We start from the raw sequence: 18,873 nt of genomic DNA, 5'->3' as shown, positions 1-18,873 counted from the left end.
GTTATTTCTCCGCCTTGTTGAGATCATCAAAACAACGCCCCTCAGCCACCAGCGTCTGCAACAGCGGGGCAGGTTGCCAGAAATAGGGGTCTTCTTTGGCGTAGGTTTCGATATCTGCCAGGATACCGGCCAACCCCTGCAAATCAGCCCATTTGAGCGGGCCACCGTGATAGCGCGGGAAACCGTAGCCAAAGAGCAGAACCATATCGACATCCAGTGGACGCCGCGCGATGCCCTCTCCAACCACCTTGGCGGCTTCATTCACCATCGCGCACATATAGCGGCGCAGGATCTCGGCATCTGAGAACTCGCGCGGACTGACACCCTGATCGGCCTGATCCTGGGCAATGTACTTTTCGACATCGGGATTTGGCGTACCACCGCGTTTGCCTGCCTCGTAGACATAAAACCCTTTGCCAGTCTTCTGGCCAAAGTCGCCACCTTCGCACAGAATATCCGCGAAATGCACAACCCGTTCACGCGGATCCCGGTGTGGCGCACGGCGCTTACGCGCAGCCCAGCCAATATCGAGCCCGGCAAGGTCACCCACGGCGAAAGGCCCCATTGCAAACCCAAACCCGGTCATCACCCGGTCAATCTGATAGGGAGAGGCCCCGTCCAAAACCATGTAGTCCGCCGCCTTGCGGTAGGCGTTCATGATCCGGTTGCCGATGAAACCATCACATACCCCGGAGCGGACAGAGATCTTGCGCAGCCGTTTTCCCAGCGCGAAACCCGTCGCCACCACGTCAGGATCGGTCTGGTCCGCCACCACGACTTCCAGCAGTTTCATGACATGTGCAGGCGAGAAAAAATGCAGCCCGATCACATCCTGTGGGCGGCTGGTGGCGGCCGCGATCTCGTTGATATCAAGATACGACGTGTTGCTTGCAAGAATTGCGCCAGGCTTGCAGTTGGCATCAAGCGCCTTAAAGACCTCGCGCTTGACGTCCATGTCCTCAAAGACCGCTTCGATGACCAGATCGACCTGCCCCAGTGCGCCATACTCGGTTGCCAGTTCCAGCGCCTCGCCGGTCATTGTGTCGAACTGGTCCTGGCTGATCTTGCCGCGCTTGAGAGCTCCGCTCAGATTGCCACTGATGCGCTGGCCTGCGGCCTCTGCTGCGGATGCGTCGCGCTCTATCAGAACCACCGACACCCCCGCCAGCAAAGCAGCGGTTGCGATACCAGCCCCCATTGTGCCGCCGCCGATGACACCGACAGAGGCCACATCGCGTGGTGTGACATCTGCCAGTTCAGGCAGCTTGCTCACCGCCCGCTCTGAGAAAAACGCGTGGATCAGACCCTGACGCTGATCGCTTTCCATCAATTCGGTGAACAGCTCGCGTTCACGGCGCAGCCCCTCAAGGAAGCTCGCAGCCTCGCAGGCAGCCTGAACAGCCCGGACAGCTGTTGCAGGAGACAATTGACCACGTCCTTTTGCGAGGGTCTTTTCATAGACCGCATCAAAATCCACCGCCGCCGGAGCTGGCATATCGCAGACGGGGCGGCGCGGTGCGCCCTGGTCCAACAGTTCACGCGCGTAGGCCAGACCGATCTCGCTAGGCTCGCCCTCCTGCACCCGGTCGATCACACCCTTCTCAAGTGCCTCCGCCGCGCCAAAATGGCGCCCTGACGTGATCATGTCCAAGGCCGCCTCGGTCCCGGCAACCCTTGGCAGTCGCTGCGTCCCACCGGCACCCGGCAAAATTCCAAGATGCACCTCTGGCAGCCCCATCTTGGCGCTCGGCACCGCGATACGGTAATGCGATGACAATGCAACCTCGAGCCCCCCACCAAGAGCGGTGCCATGCAGGGCCGACACAACGATCAGATCCGCCGCCTCGATACGATTGCAAAGATCAGGCAGGCCCGGATCTTTCATCGGCTTGCCGAATTCGCGAATGTCCGCCCCGGCAAAAAACGTCCGACCATCGCCATAGATCAGAACAGCACGTGCACCCTCTGCCTCGGCTCGTTCGATCCCGGCAAGAAGTCCCAGCCGCACGTCGATCCCCAGCGCATTGACCGGTGGGTTCTGCGCCTTCAGGATCGCGATGTCGTCGACACGTTCATAGTGGATGGCATGCGTCATGGATCTGTCCTCCTCTTCGAGGTCACCATCTGCGTCAGCGGTTGGACGGCAGCGCAACACGAACAGAGCATCCTGTCCATGACTGCAAACCTCGTGAATTTCGCAAAGCGGAACTTAATTCCGCAAATATGCGCCAGACCCTAAGTCCCGCCCCAGCAGCTGGCAAGTCCCATGATGCCGCGCCCCAGCCGCGTTTGCCAAGCCCGGCCCGGTTGCGTCAGCCTGTTACGGTGCGTCGATAATCCCTTCTGCCAGCCACCGGTCAAAGATCTGCAGCACATGATCGACAAATGCGGGATCATTGATGTGGCAGGACAGGCGGTGCACTTCGGCTGACGTGGGGCTGGCCGCTTCCAGTACGTCGCAAAATACCCGAAGCCCTTCAGCGTCATGCAGATCCGCATCTGGCCGGTCCCATTCATGACAGCCCCCATCTGGAATAATCACTGCCACTGCCCCCTGCGCGCCGGACAACTTGCGCCCGATCTCCTGCGCCACCTGCTCCCGCTCTGCCGGGGACAGGACCGCTGAACTCAGCAAACGATTATGGGCATGCATCGGTCGCCCCTCCAGCTGCGGGGGCACCGCTTGCCAACCAACAAAATCCACCAGATCATGGCAGCCGGGCGCAATCATCTGTGGTGTCGCGGCCTTGCCTGCCCCTGTCATTCGGCTTTCACCGGCAGAAAGCCCGCCAAACAGATGATTGCTCACCTCTTGCGGTGCGAAATCCATTACCGCAGCAAAGGCACCTGCCGCCGCAAGACTTTCGAAAGCACGCCCCCCCATGCCGGTGGCATGGAAGACAGCCACATCAAAACCGCGCGCCTCAAGTTCGGGTTTCAACGTGACCATGTAGCGCAGAACCGTCTTGCCAAATGACGTCATGCCGATCAGCGGGCGATCCCTGGTCGGCGGCTCAACCGCCCTCGCCGCGCCAAGAACCGCACCCGCCGCCTGCGACAGAGACGCCTTGCAAATCCCGTTCAACCCATAGAGCCCACCTGCCCACAGGATCATCTGAACGTCTGCAGGGAGCCGATCGGGCGGCAGCAACGGCGAAAAGGCCACTGTTGAGACGATGTACTTCGGCACCCCGATCGGCAGAGCAGAGCATAGATCAAGGGCCAGATCGGTTCCCATGGTGCCGCCCAGAACGATAACGCCATCAATGCGCCCCTCTCGATGCAGTTCCAGTGCCTTTGTCGCCGCCCCTGCTCCCATGATCTGCATGGCGGTGTTTTCATCCCCAGACGCAATCGCCATCTCGATTGAACTGCCACCAGCCTGGGCCACCTCATGTTTGCTGATGTCCGTCGGCAAACGCGGGTCACCCAGCACGCTGACATCCATCGTCAGAACCTGCCCGCCTTGATTGCGGATCACCTCGGCCAAGTAGCCCAGTTCGTCATCCTTGGTGTCATATGTGCCTGCAATCAGAATGGTCTTGTCCGTCAATGCCTCGCCTCCCTCACGCTCACTGACGCGCGCCCGCGCTGTCATCTTTCCCAAAATACTCTCGCCGAAGGCTGCGGGTTTTGCCGTTGCAAAATCCGCATCACAACTGGATCCACGCGGTTTTCAGATCGACATATTTGTCGAGCGCGTGCAGCGATTTGTCATGACCATTGCCGGACTGCCCGACACCACCGAGAGGAACAGTGTTGTCCGCACCGCCATAGGTGTTCACGTGAACGACACCTGCACGGATCCTCGCAACACAGCGGTGCGCGCGCGACAGATCGGCGGTCCAGACCCCAGCCGCGAGCCCATAGTCGGTCGCATTGGCCAGCTGCAGGGCCTGGTCTTCGGTTTCAAATGGCGTCACTGACAAAACCGGCCCAAACACTTCCTTTTGGAACAGGCTGGCCTGCTGCTTGACGCCTGTCGCGATGGTTGGTGCCATGTAGCTGCCGCCTGTCTCTGTCAGGATCCGGTCTCCGCCACAAACAACCTCTCCCCCCTCCGCGACTGCTTTTGCGACATGGGCCAGGTTTGCGGCCAATTGGCCCTCAGAATTCACCGCCCCGATCTGACTGGACAAGTCCAGCGGATCGCCCACCTTCAAAGCCTCTGCATGAGTTTTGAGACGCTCGACAAATTCGTCGTGGATAGACGCCTCCACCAGCAGACGTGAGCCCGCAACGCAGACCTGACCGGAATTTCGGAAGATACCCATGGCGGACACCTTTGCCGCGTGGTCGAGATCCCTGGTATCGGCGAACACGATATTGGGAGACTTGCCGCCCAACTCCAGATAGCACCGCTTGAGATTGGATCTTGCAGAGGCCTCCAACAAGCGTCGGCCGGTCACACCGGACCCGGTGAAGACCATCACATCGACATCCATATGTTCAGCCAATGCTGCACCGGTTTGCGCGCCACTTCCGGTCACGACATTCAAGACACCATCCGGCAAACCGCAATCTGCGCAGATCTCAGCCAAGCGAAGGAGAGACAGAGAGGCGCTTTCTGCAGGTTTCAAGACCACGGAATTGCCCATCGCAAGCGCAGGCGCGAGTTTCCATGCACCAATCATCAGAGGGAAATTCCAAGGCACGATCGCAGCCACCACGCCGACGGGCGCCCGCTGGACAAGGCCCAGGACGTCCGCCGCGGTAGGGGCAACTTCGCCTGCGACCTTATCCAACGCTTCTGCATAGTAGCGGAACGTTCCAGCTGCGGACCCCGGCTCTGCCTTGAGCGCCATGTTGAGTTCCGTGCCATTGTCACGAACACCCAGCACCGCCAGCTCAAGTGCTTCCGCTTCGATCCGCTCAGCAATCCGCATCAGAACCTTTTTGCGCGCTGCTGGCGACTGCGCAGACCAGCGGCCATCCTCAAACGCGCGTCGGGCCGAGGCGACGGCCCGGTCCACATCAGCAGCTGAAGCCCCGGAAAGCGTCGTCAGAACAGTCCCGTCAATCGGCGAAGTAACCTCGAGTGGCGCGCCCGTACCTTCTTGCCATGCGCCTTCAAGAAAGAGTTTCTGCGGCGCCACATCAGCGCGCCGAAGCTGGTTGATGCGGTCTTGGTCTGCCATTCGGCCTCCTTTAGGCTCAGGCGGTCTTTGCGCACCCGCAAGACGTGCGCCACAAGCACAATGATGATGAGAGAAAAGAGTATGAACGCCACCGGGCGGTCAATGAAATCAAAGGGCGTCTTGATCCGCGCCATGGCCGCGCGCAGTTTGACCTCCATGATGCCACCAAGAACCATTCCAAGGATGATCGGCACCGCCGGAAGCGACAGTCGCTTCAGGACAAACCCAAACACCCCGAAACCAGCTGCCAAAAGGCAATCGGTGACGGAGTTGCGCAGCGAATAGACCCCCACAAAGCTGAGCGTCAGAATGCAGACCCCGAGGAAACGATTGGGAATGCGGACGACCTGAACAAGCGCGCCGGTTGCGAACAGCAAGAAAACCAGAACCAGAACATTGAGGATCAGAAGGGCCAGATAAAGCGCCACGACGAAATCCATGTCATTCTGGAACAATCCGGGACCGGGCACCACGTTGTGGACATAGAACACCGACAACATCATCGCGGTAAGCGCCTCTCCCGGAATTCCCAGCGCCAGAAGCGGAACCATCGCTGCGGCCGGAACAGCGTTGTTCGACGTTTCTGCCGCGATCAACCCCTCCGACGATCCGCGCCCAAAATCCTGCGGCCGCTTGGATGTCTTTTGCGCATAGGTATAGGACATGAACTGGGCTGTGAACTCACCTACACCGGGGATCATTCCCATCAACACCCCAAAGCTCGCGGATACACCGGCAACACGGGGGTGACGTGCCAGTTCACGCAGCCCTTGAAACAGCCCACCGCGCAACCGGCTGACACGGATTTTTTCGTCCTCATCCGTGAGCAGCACAAATGCCTGTGACAAGGCAAATAGGCCCAGCACCACAACGATAAGGTTGATACCGCCGCCCAGAAAGTCCTGCCCGAACGTGTAGCGTTGGGTGTATTTGACCGGCTCCATCCCAATCGTGTTCAGGAAAATGCCCAGACAGGCCAGCGCCCCTGCGATCAAAGTCTGGCCCCGATGAGCAACCACAACAAGGATCAACCCCAAGAGCGCGGCAAGAAAGATCTCACGAGAGCCAAACATCGGCGCGACCTTGGCCAGAACCGGCGCAAACAGGATAAGGCACACGACGGAAAACACTCCGCCGAAGAAACTGGCTGAATACGCAAGGCTGAGCGCCCTCCGCGGCTCACCCCGTGCAGTCATTGGATGACCATCATAGGTGGTCAGCGCGTTGACCGCGGTTCCAGGCGTGTTGATCAGGATGGCCGGGATAGCACCGCCGTACATGGAAGATCCATAGATCCCCAGCAACACGGTCAGACCGACAATCGGATCCAGGGAAAACGTCGCGGGCAACAGAATGGCGATTGCCACCGCGGGGCCAACCCCCGGAATCGCACCAATCAGAACACCACCAACAGACCCTGCCAGCAGAGCCAGCGCAACGTCCCAACGCAGCAGGATATCAAATGCAGAAATCAGGAGGTCCATCTGTCACTCGTCTGGTTGATAAGGTCCGCCACAAAGGACGCCCTTAGAGGTACAGGATGGCAAAGCTGCGCAGTGCCGACGGGAAATATTCATAGAGCATTGCACCCGGTATTCGGACCGCCAGAACCGCCTTGAACAGGATCACGACAGCAACGGCAAAAACCACGCTAAGCAACAGCATCCCCCGGCTGCGATACCCCATGCGCCATGCCAAGGCGGGTACGAAAACCACTGTCACGGGAAGATAGCCAATAACCGGGACCATGATCACATAGGCCATGAACCAGCCCGCATATTCGACAGCTTCGCTCCACTTGCGGACTTCGCGCATGTCGTAGCGGCTCACTCTTTTCCAGGGCAGGCGATAAAGATGCAGCGCCGCAAACAGCGCCATTCCCCCAAGGGCGACGGCAGGCCAGAACCGTGGTTGCGCAAAGAGCTTCGTCTTTTTGGTCCAGGCGGTCTGCTCTGGCAGCATGACCAGCAACAGCGCGGACAGCGCGACGAACATCGCTGCAAACACCAGCTGTCCACGGCGCGGGCCCACAAAACGGCGCTCTCGTTCCGTTGTCATCTTGCGGCTCACCCTTTTCAGATCAAAGCATCATCGGAAGGATGGCCCTGCCCAACCCTCATGACGTCACATGAGATCGATCAGACAGGGCCACCGGGGGGCATCTCAGTCGTTACTCGAGCAGCGCACCGATGCGCCCCATTGTGTCGATATCCCCAGCCACGCGCGCAGCACTGTCGTCGGCGTTCTGCCAGTAGACCAAAGCACCCGTTTCTTTGGCGACTGCCTGGGCGCGTTCGCTCATCATGGTTTTCTCTGCCACCGCGATGATCTTTTCGCGCACATCCTGCGGGGTGTCCTTGGTCACGAAAAGCCCATTCCACAGTGCAATGTTCAGGCTTTCGTCCAGCTCACCAATGGTTGGCGCATCCGGCACAAGCGGAATACGTTCATCGGTGATCGACACCAGCACCTTGACCTGATCAAGGCAGGGCAGGATCAGCTGCAAAGTCGTGTTGATGACATCTGCGTCACCAGAAGCCAGCGTATTGCAATCCAGTGCATCAAACGCCGCGTCAGAGCCCCACTCAAAACCCGCGTTTTTGGCATAGGCCTTGGTAACTTGGGTCGGAGTGAGGACATCCCCGAAATGGCCAAGCGCCACATCGTTGTCCTGAGCATAGGCCGCCAACTCGTCCATTGTGGCATATGGCGCATCCCCCGAGGTGGCGATCACAAAGGGATAGGTCAGGAAAATCCCCAGCGGATCAAATTTCGCAGGGGTGAGCGGGGGGATCTCGATTTGATGCCCCATCACAGGCACGCCAATCACAAAGGAGCCGATCGTATAGCCATCACTTGGGGCATTGGCGACTTCGATTGCGCCCGGAAATGGCCCACCGCCACCACCCGGCTTGTTCACCACTGCGGCGGCAACCCCGTATTCCTGCTGAAAGTCTTCGGCGATCATGCGGGTCAGTACGTCCTCCAGATCACCGGGGGGCCACGGAACAATGAAGTTCACCGGCTTTTCCGGGTACTCCGCTGCGGCCTCGCCGGGGGCCCAACCGGCCCCCATCACCATCGCTGCGCACAGCACGGCGCCCGTCATGCATCTTGTCAGTCTCATAGGTCTCTCCCGGTCGGTATGTCGGTTCATTATTTGAACCATTGGTTTGATTTTAGATTGACGCTCCCTCGCTTATCTGTCAACAAAAATGAAAATCGCCCCGCAAGCTGCGGGTTTCTCCACCTGACATCCCCCTCGGAGGACAAAAAGACAGATCATGGGAACCGTATCCAAAGCCCTGTCTTTGTTGACTTATTTCAACCACGGCCGCACTGAGATCGGGCTGAGCGATCTGACGCGGCTGTCTGGCATGAACAAGGCCACTGTCTTTCGCCTGATGACCGAATTGCAGGACTGCGGCTTTGTCGAACAAGCCGAGGGAGACCGATCTTACAGGCTGGGCCCGCAGGTTTTGCGCCTCGCAGCGCTGCGAGAGGCGTCTGTGCCGATTCTCTCTGTATCTCGGCGCGTCTTACGCGATCTCAGCGACGAAACAGGCGAGACGACCCACCTGTCCCTGTTGCAGGGAACACAGCTCAGTTCATTGTCGCATGCCTATTCGCCACGCCATGCCACCAAGGTCATGATGGAAGATGCAGAGGTGCTGACCTATCACGGTACATCCTCGGGGCTGGCCGTTCTGGCGTATGCCGAGCCAGCCTTTGTCGAGACTGCTCTCACCCAGCCGCTTGAAGCACACACGCCCGCGACCATCACCGATCCAGAGACGGTACGCAGCCAGCTGGACGAGGTTCGCAGAGACGGCATGGCACAGTCCATCGGCGGGTTCGAGGCAGACGTCCATTCGCATGCTGTGCCAATTTTCGGACCAGACCGGCAAGTCATCGGCGCCCTCGCGGTTGCAGCCCCCGTTTCACGCATGAGCGAACAACAGAAACTGCACATTCCCGCTGCCCTACGGCGAGCTGGCGCAACACTCATTCACCGTATTGGCGGCTCTGTCCCTGCGAACTATCCGCAGATCGAGCCGACCTGACCCATTTGCAGGCCAATCGGCCCATCAAGGAGCTTATGCCATGAAAGACTCCAACTTCCTCAAAGAGCACAACGCCAAATCCATCTGGCATCCGATGGCACACCCAGCCGACAGCCAGGCCAATCCCCCCACCATCGTGACCCGGGCTCAGGGGGTTCGCATCACCGATCTGGATGGGCATGAAACCGTCGACGCGGTCGGGGGCCTATGGAATGTGAACCTCGGGTTTTCCTGCCAGCCGGTGAAGGACGCCATCGCGGGACAGCTCGATACGCTGCCCTACTACTCAACCTTTCGGGGTACCAGCAACGATCAGGTAATCCAACTTGCAGAAGAGCTGCGCCGGTTTTTCACCCCTGACGGGCTGACACGGGCGTTCTTCACCTCTGGCGGATCGGATTCCGTCGAAACGGCGCTTCGTCTCGCGCGTCAGTACCACAAGATTCGCGGCGAGGCCGGACGCACCAAGTTTCTCAGCCTCAAGAAGGGCTACCACGGCACCCATATGGGCGGGGCCTCTGTAAACGGCAATGCAAACTTCAGGACGCAATACGAACCCTTGTTGCCCGGATGCCATCATATTCCGGCGCCATACACCTATCGCAACCCGTTCAACGAAAGCGATCCCGCCCGACTGGCCCAACTGTGCCTGCAGGCGCTGGAGGATGAAATCGCCTTTCAGGGCTCCGGAACCATTGCCGCTTTCATCATGGAACCGATCCTGGGCGCGGGTGGTGTGATCCCACCGCATGAGAGTTTTATGCCGGGAGTGCGGGACATCTGCACGAAACACGGCATTCTGCTTATCGCGGATGAGGTCATCACAGCCTTTGGACGCACCGGCAGTTGGTCAGGCTCGCGTCACTGGGGTGTGCAGCCGGATCTGATGGCGACGGCCAAAGCAATCACCAACGGTTACTTCCCGTTTGGTGCGGTCATGATCACAGGCAGCGTGGCTGAGGTGTTTGAAAACGACCGCACAGGTGCTGCGGCCATCGGGCATGGCTACACCTATTCGGGCCATCCGGTTGGCGCAGCGGCCGCACTGGCGTGCCTGGCGGAGACGGAAAAACTGAACGTGCCAGAAAACGCTGCTACACGTGGAACACAGCTCCATCGGGGCCTATTGGACCTGCGCGACAAGCATTCCCTGATCGGAGATGTGCGCGGCGGACATGGTCTGATGTGTGCGCTCGAACTCGTTTCTGACCGCGAAAGCAAAACGCCAATTGACAAGGCGACCATCGGCACCGTTCAAGAGGTCGCCTATCGATCCGGCGCCATGGTGCGCGTATCAGGCCCAAATATCATCCTGTCGCCGCCCCTGATCCTGACCGAGGAAGATGCCGATGTAATCCTCGGTGCGCTGGATGATGGTCTCACGGCGGCGGCGCGCTGACCCTAGCGGAAGCTGGCGACTGACGTCAGCTTTCCTGCGCGTCTTGTACAGCGCCTTGGCGCACGCAGGTCCAGACCGTCCGCGTAGAGACAGCCTCCTCCTTCGCAAACCCAGCGTCTCGCAACACCCGCTTGCAGGCCCGCATCCCCGGAACGCCATAGACCTCTGGATGGAACTCAAGGATCACAGCGCGAAACGGGCTGAGGTCCATGTGTTGCAACAAATCCAGCTCTCCACCTTCGATATCCATCACAAGCACCGTCGGCTTCAACGCCTCACAGACCTGCGCCAGGTCTTCGGTCGGCACTTCGACTACGCGTGACGGCCTTTCCGACGGGTTCAAAAGCGAGGATCCCAAATAGCTGCTGCGCAAATGAAACGGCATTGTGGCAGGTCGTTCCGGCCCGCTGACCAACACCGCATTGCGCACCGAAATCCGCTCCTGCAAACCGTTCATCTCATAAAGCTGCCGGATGACCGGGATCAGCTCCGGATTGGCCTCAAAGGACGCAACTTTCTGTGGCTTTGCGATATTGGCGATGATGGCACCGACCAGTCCGATCCCGGCCCCGATCTCCAACACCCTGTCGTCAGGCCGCACGACATGCAGTGCCCCGGTGATTTCCTGCCCCTCGTAGCGCCCTGCGTTGATGCGCCGGATCCGCGTGTCGCTGAGGAACCGGCTCGCGGGCACATTCACCCCGTGGCAACTGGCAGCAACCTCGAGTGAGCCGTCGGCGGTTTCAGCGACAGGGCCATCATCAATGGGTGTCTCATTGTTGGTCATACCTTGCCTTTCGCCCTCGCCCCAATCCACCAGCGGAACCAAACCGCACTGGATCGCGCTATCATTGAAGACAGCTGTGCCGCTTTACAAGGACCGGCGCAAGGGGCCGCATCGCAAGGATAAACCTGTCACCAAGACAGCACGCCACATCCGACCCAGGACAGTTGGCTTGCCGAACTCAGATGAAATGCACGTAGAAATCTCGCAGGGCTTCCCCTTCGAGATCACGGGTTTTACGCACCTCTTTGCGCTTCATATAGACGTGGTTGGCCACCAGTTCGGCTCCGACCGCTTCTGCCAGCACAGCGTCTGCCTCAAGATCCGCAACCGCCCCCTTCAGGTCGATGGCGGTGCCCTCTCTGGCATCGGTGCGGTCAAAACCGTCGCCTGTTTCCATCGGTGGCAGTGCATAGCCGTTTTGCACACCGAGCCGCGAGGCCTGCAACACTGCGGCGACGGTCGTGTATGGGTTGGAGGACGCATCCGCCATTCGGTGCTCCAGCCGCGCCTTTGCCCCGCCTTCAGAGCTGATCCGGGTCGTGACGTTGCGATGATCACCACCCCAATTCTGCCAATACCCCGATAGCGAGCCAGGCTGCAGCCGCATGTAACTGTTCGACGTTGGCGCGATCAGCCCGGCAAGCCCCTTATGATGGTGCAAAAGCCCGGCAAGACACCCGCGAGCCAGGTCGTTCATATGCTCCGGCCCTCCCCTCGCCCCGGATGAGACGGCATTGCCGCCTGTTTCATCCACGAAGGAAAAGTTCACGTGCATGCCAGAGCCACCACCCTCGGGAACTGGCTTGGGCATGAAGGTCAGGACAATGCCATATTCAAGCGCGATCTCTCGCGCCATCAACCGAAACAGAACGATGTCATCAACGGCCTTCACCGCGTCATCAAACGTCAGCGTGTATTCGAACTGGGGGCTGTCAAATTCGGCCGTGATCATATCCAGCGCAAAGCCCATCTCGTCAGCCATCGCCCAGATACGATCGTTAAAGCGCAGCGGATCTGCGAAGGGGCCAGTGCCATAGACAACCCCGCCGGGCGCATCATAGGGCTGCAGCCGGCCTGCTTCATCACCCTGCATGGCATAGGCTTCCAGCTCGATGCCCACCTTGGGCGTCAAGCCCAGCGCCTGCCAATCGGCAACCGCGCGCTTCAGCGCGCCCCGCGGACAAAGCGGCAAGGGGTGTCCTGCGTCGTCGTAAAGGTCGCCCAAAACGATCTTGGTATCCTGATGCCAACTGTCGCGGATATCATCATGCCGCCAGCGCAGCTCCATATCCGGCAGACCCTGTTTGACCATTGCGCCAGGCGCATCAAGCAGATCCTTGTCGTAATGTGTCCCAAACACAGACCTGCAAAACCGGGTACTGTCATCGCCAATCTTGCCCTCGGGGAGGTATTTGCCTCGCATGATACTCAGATGATCGCAAAACAACGCGCGCAGACGGGGCTTCATGAGGTTATCCTTCCTGTTGAAAGGGCGTTGGCATCTTTGGCGTGCGGATGGCCCCTGTCTTGATACGATTTGGCCGCAGCGGTTGCGGCTGCCGTGACTGTGATCCTACGCAGCCTCGATGCGGACCGGCAATTCTTTGATGCCGCCAACAAAGTTGGATCGCAAAAACCTGTGGGGGCCGACTGGCTCGATATGGCGAATGCGTTTGGCGAGCTCTTGAAACAGTACGGTCACTTCCAGCCGTGCCAACCACATTCCCAGGCAAACATGCGGACCAAACTGCCCAAATGACAGATGTCGGTTCGGGCTGCGCATCAGATCAACCTGAAATGGATCGTCAAAATAGCTGTCGTCGCGGTTGGCGGAGGCAAACCAATACAGCACCTTGTCACCGGCGCGGATGGTTTTGCCGTGCATTTCAACGTCGCGGGTGGCAGTGCGGCGGAAATAGAGCGCAGGCGTCGCCCATCGGATGATCTCATCCGCTGCCGTCTCCCAGACCGCGCCCCCGCGCTGCATCTGCGCCAGCAACTCAGGCTGGTGGCACAGAGCCTGGATGCCTGCCGCAATCGAATACCGCGTGGTGTCATTTCCCGCCGCCACCAACAGGCAAAAGAAATTGCGAAACTCTGTCTCCGTAATGACAGAGCCATCGCGAGCAGGTTGCAAAATCATATTGAGTACGCCTGAGGTATCCCCTGCCTTCTCTTTTGCCTCCATCAACTCCTTGGCATAGACATACAGCTCCGCTCCGGCTGGCGAATTGAAGGGCATCATCCGGAACGCGTCAGTATCCATCTTGTCCAGAACGTGGGAGGTGAAATCAGGGTCTGTATTGGCAATAAGCGCATCACCCTTTTCCACCAACCAAGGCAAATCATCATCCGGCAGACCTACCACCCGGCCAAGCATCCGCATCGGAAGCTGGCGGGCAATATCCTTGGTCGCATCAAAACTGCCCTTGGCGAGCGCCTGGTCCAGTATTTCGGCACAAAGGGTACGGATGTCCTCCTCGTATTGCGCCATAGTGGTCTTGGAAAACGCTTTCAGCAACTTCATGCGAACCTGGGAATGTTCTGGCGGATCCGTTTCCTGGAAGGTACGGCGGGCCAGATATTCCTCGTAGGTCTGATCCTCCATCCGGATCCCGCGCGCAGAAGAAAACACCTCTGTGTTCTTGTTCATCTTGGTGATGTCATCATAGCGCGTAACGGACCAGAAATTCGCCCCGCCCTCATATTCAGTCCAATGCAGCGGATCCTCGCGGCGCAGTCGCGAAAAGGTGTTGTGGGGGGCTCCATCTGCAAAGGCGTCATGACTGCTCAGATCTGCGTAGCCATCGTCCAATGGTGTCCAGACAGTCATTTGCACTTCTCCCCTTCGGCTCATTTGTATATTATTGGCGCTCATAAATATGTAAACAAAAATTACACGGGGTCCGCAAATGCATCTGGCAATCCTGATGACCAACACAGATCACAGTGACTTTGCCGCGGCCCATCCGCGAGATGGCGAGAAGTTCACGCAGCTTATCCGCATGGTCCGCCCGGACTGGGCTTGCAGCGTGATCGATATTCAAGCGGGTCAACTGCCCCGAGACCTCGCAGATTTTGACGGTGCAATGATCACCGGCAGCCCCTCTTCCGTGCACGACCCTCTGCCGTGGATTGCCCCATTCCTGAGCCTTATTCGCCAACTGAACAGCGCCAAGTTCCCATTGTTCGGGGCCTGTTTCGGCCATCAGGCCATTGCGCTCGCGCTGGGAGGGGAGGTCTCAATTTCACCACAGGGCTGGGTGCAGGGTCTCAGCCTCAATGAGCAGCGATCCAAAACCGCCTGGACAATGGATCTGCCGACACCATTGAGGCTCTATGCCTCTCACAAGGAATATGTGAGCCGACTGCCCGATGAAGCGACAGAACTGACCCGTTGCAACGGGCTCATCAGTGGATTTGCAATCGGTAATCACGTCTATACCACGCAACACCATCCAGAGATGTCACACCACTTCATCACCGCGCTGACAGAGTTGATGGCACCCACGCTAGGCCCGACCGCCTACACCGAGGCGATGAACAGCCTGCGGGAACGCGCAGATCAGGATGCCTTTGCCGAAAGTGTTGCGCAGTTCTTTGAACAGGCCGCGCAGTAGGCTCAGGCCGTTTCCAGTGCGGCCAGCAGATCCATCACGGTGACCTGGTCGAAATGTACATGCCGGGTCATCGCCCGTTCGGCACCATCGCGATCATGATCAAAGATGAGCTGCGCGATTTCGCGATGCTCCCTTGCGGACTGTCCAATCACACCAGGGTACCGGTACCGCGCCCGGTAGTAGGCCATCAGCTTTCGCGCATTGGTTTTGATCATCTCAACCAGAAACGGATTGCCGGAGCCTTCCGCGACGCAGGCGTGAAATCGCAGGTTCAACTGATAATACCCAGCCGGGTCGCTGTCGCCTTTCTCTGCGGCGTGCCTCTCACAGGCCAACACCGCATTTTCCAGCTCACGTGCCTGTGCGGGCGCAAGCCGTCTTGCGGCAAGGCCAGCCGCCTGCCCCTCAAGTCGCGCATGAACCTCAAGGATGGCGAGGAATTCTTCGAGAGTGGGTTTGAACAAGACCGCGCCTTTGCGGGGAAGCCGCCGGATGAGGCCAATCGCCTCCAATTGGATGAAGGCTTCCCTCACGGGGGTGCGCGAAACGCCATGCCGCTCGACCAGCTCGCTTTCCTCCAATTGGGCGCCAGGCACCAATCGACCGGATTCGATATCTGCGAGGACGGCATTCAAAACCTGATCCGTCTGTCCTGCCATCATCGCCCCCAACTCACCGCAGCGCCAATTTAGGCGGGGGACGACGCCGTGGCAATCCGATCCTCTGCGCCCCAAGACGTCAACGGCACAGAAAGGGGGCGCTGCCCCCGCCCTGGCGGGCTCCCCCGGAGTATTTCGGGAAGGTGAAGGGCCGGGCTGACCTATTTGGGCACCGGACCGCGATATTTCTCTGTCAGGGCCGGGGCAAGTTCATCAGCCTCATAGACCCCCAGCAAAATCCCCTTGCGCCCAGACGTCCCACGGCGCGCCTTGATCTGTGCGTCAGACAATGTGATCCGCTGCGACATTCTGAGCCCCCATTTCAAGAGACGGTCATACATCATGTCGATGACCTCCTGATGGTCATCAGCCTTTGCCAGGTCGACCAGTTCATCCGGGTCGTTTTCCATGTCAAACAGCATCGGCCTGAGCCCGCCCTCGGCGTGCATGAACTTCCAGCGTTTGTCCGTGACCATGAACAACCGTGCGTCCTTTGGCTCCAGCCCCAGTTTCTCGCACAGCGGCATGGTGGAATAGTCGAACTCGGCAATCGCATAATCCCGCCAGTCCGGGATCTCGCCGCGCAGGAAGGGCATCAGCGAGCGCCCCTCCAGAATATGCGACGCGGGCTCACCGCCTGCGGCCTCCAGAAAGGTCGGCAAGAGGTCGATTGCCTCCACCAGTTCATCACAAGTGGTGCCGCGAGTGGCGTCGGCCTCTGCGCGCGGATCATAGATGATCAGCGGCACCTTGATCGAAGGTTCGTGGAACAGGTTCTTTTCGCCCAACCAGTGATCGCCCAAATAGTCGCCGTGGTCCGAGGTCACCACAATCATCGTGTCCTGCATCCGGCCTGTTTCTTCCAGCCAGTTGAACAGCCGCCCCATCTGATCGTCGGCCTGTTTGATCAGCCCCATATAGGCAGGGATCACCTTTGCCCGCACCTCATCACGGCTGAAGGTCTTGCCGATCTGATTGTTCATCATCCCATTGAAGACAGGATGAGCATCCTCGCGTTCCGCATCCGAGCGCACCACCGGCAGCACGTGCTCTGCCCCGTACATGTCGTGGTATGGCGCAGGCACGATATAGGGCCAGTGCGGCTTGATATAGCTCAGATGCGCGCACCACGGACCCTCTGCCTGCTGGATAAATTCCATTGCCTGCGTGGTCAGCCAAGGCGTTTCGCTGTCTTCCTCGGCGATATTGGCAGGCTTGTCCGCATTGACCATGAACCAGCCAGAGGCGATGTCGTCGCCCTCAATCCCTGCATTGGCAAAGTCGTTCCAAGGGTTCTCGCCCGGATAGCCCTTGTCCTTGAGGTATTCATTATAGGGACTGCGCTTGCTGTCGTAGAAGCCGTCCGGCCCTTCTGCCCACAATCCATCATCGCGGATCCAGGGGTCGAACCCGCATTCCGACTGGCGCACCCCGATCACACTGTCGGGCGCCAAACCCAGCCGCTGCATCCCCTCGGCATCCGCAACCATATGTGTCTTGCCGATCAGGTGGCAGCCCATCCCTGCCTTGCGCAGATGGTCCCCCATCGTCCACTCGCCCACCCGCAAGGGATAGCTGTTGAACTGCACCCCGTGACTGGAAGGATAGCGCCCGGTGTAGCTCGACATCCGGGAGGATCCGCAGGTGGGAGATTGAACATAAGCGCGGGTGAATCGCATGCCCCTGGCGGCCAGCGCGTCGATATGTGGCGTCTGCAGATGCGGGTGACCTGCACAGCTGAGGTAATCAAAACGCAGCTGGTCAAACATGATGTAGAGAATATTCATTCCGCTCCCCCTCCCCTTCTGGGTGCAGTGCCGATTGCACGCCGCTGGCCACGGATAGTCAACATGTAAAGTACCGAGTCGGCCACCAATGCGTTACACAAATAGCTAGATATACATTTTTTGGTTACGTATCTCTTGCCTCGAATCAGCCACAGGAGTATCACCGACTATATGGTCGGCTTATCCGCCGCCGTGACAGGAGACGCGAACACCCATGGATGCTTTCATCTGCGATGCCACCCGCACCCCGATCGGCCGCTACGGCGGCGCGCTGAGCCAGGTGCGTACTGATGATCTTGCCGCCCTCCCGATTGCGGCACTCGCCGCGCGCAACCCGGACGTGGACTGGGGCGCCCTTGACGATGTGATCTTTGGCGACGCCAACCAGGCCGGTGAAAGCAACCGCAACGTGGCCCGCATGGCGGCCCTGCTTGCGGGCCTGCCCACCACTGTGCCCGGCACCACCATCAACCGCCTCTGCGCCTCCGGCATGGATGCGGTCGGCATGGCGTCCCGCGGGATCAAGGCGGGCGATTACGACATGGCCATTGCCGGCGGCGTCGAAAGCATGAGCCGCGCGCCCTTCGTGATGCCCAAGGCCACATCCGCCTTCACCCGCGCCAATGCGGTCTATGACACCACCATCGGCTGGCGCTTCGTGAACAAGAAGATGCACGAGATGTACGGCACCGACTCGATGCCCCAGACCGCTGACAACGTGGCCGAGGATTACGGCGTCAGCCGCGAGGATCAGGACGCATTCGCCGCCCGCAGCCAGGCCCGCTGGGCTGCCGCGCATGAGGCTGGCATTTTCAAGGACGAAATCACCACGGTCACCATCCCCCAGCGCAAGGGCGATGACATCGTGGTGGACACCGACGAACACCCCCGCCCCGGCACCTCGGCGGAGAAGCTGTCAGGCCTCAAGGGCGTCAATGGCCCGGACAAGACCGTCACCGCAGGCAATGCCTCCGGCGTCAATGACGGTGCCGCGGCGATCCTGATGGCGAATGAGGCTGCGGCCGCGAAAAACGGCCTCAAGCCGATGGCCCGCATCGTCGGCATGGCCGCCGCAGGCGTCGAGCCGCGCATCATGGGCATCGGACCGGTCCCCGCCACCCGCAAGGTGCTGGCCCGTACCGGCCTGACCATCGAACAGATGGATGTGATCGAGTTGAACGAGGCATTCGCCTCCCAGGGTCTTGCCACCCTGCGCGAACTTGGCGTCGCGGATGATGCGCCCCATGTTAATCCCAACGGCGGTGCAATTGCACTGGGCCACCCGCTCGGCATGTCCGGGGCGCGGCTGGTGCTGACCGCCGCCTACCAATTGCAGCGCACCGGCGGGCGGTATGCCCTTTGCACCATGTGCGTCGGCGTCGGACAGGGCACCGCCCTGATCCTCGAACGCGTGTAACG

The 18,873-nt window shown here is 59.6% G+C and carries 15 protein-coding genes; 4 read left to right on the top strand and 11 right to left on the bottom strand.

Features of this window, described 5'->3' with window-relative positions; genetic code table 11:
- Nucleotide 1: 1 nt before the first annotated feature.
- The 6 genes from KUV39_RS05360 to KUV39_RS05335 all read right to left on the bottom strand — a co-directional run bounded on the left by KUV39_RS05360 (nucleotide 2) and on the right by KUV39_RS05335 (nucleotide 8,265).
- Nucleotides 2-2,095 (bottom strand): FAD-dependent oxidoreductase, encoded by a 2,094-nt coding sequence (locus tag KUV39_RS05360; RefSeq protein WP_222459157.1) that lies wholly within the window; start codon nucleotides 2,093-2,095, stop codon nucleotides 2-4.
- 225 nt (nucleotides 2,096-2,320) lie between these two features.
- The gene (locus KUV39_RS05355; protein ID WP_222459408.1) at nucleotides 2,321-3,598 is read right to left on the bottom strand and encodes a Tm-1-like ATP-binding domain-containing protein; all 1,278 of its coding nucleotides are present in this window, start codon (nucleotides 3,596-3,598) and stop codon (nucleotides 2,321-2,323) included.
- Nucleotides 3,599-3,653: 55 nt separating this feature from the next.
- Entirely contained in the window at nucleotides 3,654-5,096 is a 1,443-nt protein-coding gene (locus tag KUV39_RS05350) for an aldehyde dehydrogenase (protein ID WP_222459407.1), read from the bottom strand.
- Nucleotides 5,003-6,622 carry a tripartite tricarboxylate transporter permease gene (locus KUV39_RS05345; protein ID WP_046210626.1) on the bottom strand — a complete coding sequence of 540 codons (1,620 nt, stop codon included), beginning with the start codon at nucleotides 6,620-6,622 and terminating at the stop codon, nucleotides 5,003-5,005. The genes KUV39_RS05350 and KUV39_RS05345 overlap by 94 nt, the downstream gene beginning before the upstream one ends.
- Before the next feature lie 43 nt (nucleotides 6,623-6,665).
- On the bottom strand, nucleotides 6,666-7,196 hold the full coding sequence (locus KUV39_RS05340) for a tripartite tricarboxylate transporter TctB family protein (RefSeq protein WP_222459156.1): 531 nt from the start codon (nucleotides 7,194-7,196) through the stop codon (nucleotides 6,666-6,668).
- 112 nt (nucleotides 7,197-7,308) lie between these two features.
- The gene (locus KUV39_RS05335) at nucleotides 7,309-8,265 is read right to left on the bottom strand and encodes a tripartite tricarboxylate transporter substrate-binding protein (protein ID WP_222459155.1); all 957 of its coding nucleotides are present in this window, start codon (nucleotides 8,263-8,265) and stop codon (nucleotides 7,309-7,311) included.
- Between the two features lie 157 nt (nucleotides 8,266-8,422).
- Here KUV39_RS05335 and KUV39_RS05330 point away from each other — a divergent pair, with 157 nt between their 5' ends.
- Together KUV39_RS05330 and KUV39_RS05325 are read left to right on the top strand one after the other, a co-directional pair.
- Nucleotides 8,423-9,202 (top strand): IclR family transcriptional regulator, encoded by a 780-nt coding sequence (locus KUV39_RS05330; protein WP_008563115.1) that lies wholly within the window; start codon nucleotides 8,423-8,425, stop codon nucleotides 9,200-9,202.
- Between the two features lie 40 nt (nucleotides 9,203-9,242).
- On the top strand, nucleotides 9,243-10,601 hold the full coding sequence (locus KUV39_RS05325; protein WP_222459154.1) for an aspartate aminotransferase family protein: 1,359 nt from the start codon (nucleotides 9,243-9,245) through the stop codon (nucleotides 10,599-10,601).
- A gap of 25 nt (nucleotides 10,602-10,626) precedes the next feature.
- Here KUV39_RS05325 and KUV39_RS05320 read toward each other — a convergent pair whose 3' ends face one another.
- The 3 genes from KUV39_RS05320 to KUV39_RS05310 all read right to left on the bottom strand — a co-directional run bounded on the left by KUV39_RS05320 (nucleotide 10,627) and on the right by KUV39_RS05310 (nucleotide 14,221).
- Nucleotides 10,627-11,388: an FkbM family methyltransferase gene (locus KUV39_RS05320; RefSeq protein ID WP_222459153.1), complete on the bottom strand. Its 762-nt coding sequence runs from the start codon at nucleotides 11,386-11,388 to the stop codon at nucleotides 10,627-10,629.
- 178 nt (nucleotides 11,389-11,566) lie between these two features.
- Nucleotides 11,567-12,856: a type I glutamate--ammonia ligase gene (locus KUV39_RS05315; protein WP_008559096.1), complete on the bottom strand. Its 1,290-nt coding sequence runs from the start codon at nucleotides 12,854-12,856 to the stop codon at nucleotides 11,567-11,569.
- 105 nt (nucleotides 12,857-12,961) lie between these two features.
- Nucleotides 12,962-14,221 (bottom strand): cytochrome P450, encoded by a 1,260-nt coding sequence (locus KUV39_RS05310; protein WP_222459152.1) that lies wholly within the window; start codon nucleotides 14,219-14,221, stop codon nucleotides 12,962-12,964.
- A gap of 79 nt (nucleotides 14,222-14,300) precedes the next feature.
- On the opposite strand from KUV39_RS05310, the gene KUV39_RS05305 reads away from it, so the two are divergent.
- A complete protein-coding gene (locus KUV39_RS05305) occupies nucleotides 14,301-15,008 on the top strand; it encodes a type 1 glutamine amidotransferase (RefSeq protein WP_222459151.1) in 708 nt (235 codons plus the stop codon).
- Nucleotides 15,009-15,010: 2 nt separating this feature from the next.
- On the opposite strand, the gene KUV39_RS05300 is transcribed toward KUV39_RS05305, so the two are convergent.
- Together KUV39_RS05300 and KUV39_RS05295 are read right to left on the bottom strand one after the other, a co-directional pair.
- Nucleotides 15,011-15,667 (bottom strand): GntR family transcriptional regulator, encoded by a 657-nt coding sequence (locus KUV39_RS05300; protein ID WP_050673083.1) that lies wholly within the window; start codon nucleotides 15,665-15,667, stop codon nucleotides 15,011-15,013.
- Nucleotides 15,668-15,828: 161 nt separating this feature from the next.
- A complete protein-coding gene (locus KUV39_RS05295) occupies nucleotides 15,829-17,454 on the bottom strand; it encodes a sulfatase-like hydrolase/transferase (protein WP_222459150.1) in 1,626 nt (541 codons plus the stop codon).
- Nucleotides 17,455-17,668: 214 nt separating this feature from the next.
- Here KUV39_RS05295 and pcaF point away from each other — a divergent pair, with 214 nt between their 5' ends.
- Nucleotides 17,669-18,871 carry a 3-oxoadipyl-CoA thiolase gene (gene pcaF / locus KUV39_RS05290; protein WP_222459149.1) on the top strand — a complete coding sequence of 401 codons (1,203 nt, stop codon included), beginning with the start codon at nucleotides 17,669-17,671 and terminating at the stop codon, nucleotides 18,869-18,871.
- The last annotated feature ends 2 nt before the right edge of the window (nucleotides 18,872-18,873 follow it).

Source organism: Phaeobacter italicus, assembly GCF_019801785.1.
GTDB lineage: Bacteria > Pseudomonadota > Alphaproteobacteria > Rhodobacterales > Rhodobacteraceae > Phaeobacter > Phaeobacter italicus.
Note: the sequence above shows the minus strand (reverse complement) of the source record. Positions and strands in the feature narration are given on the sequence as shown.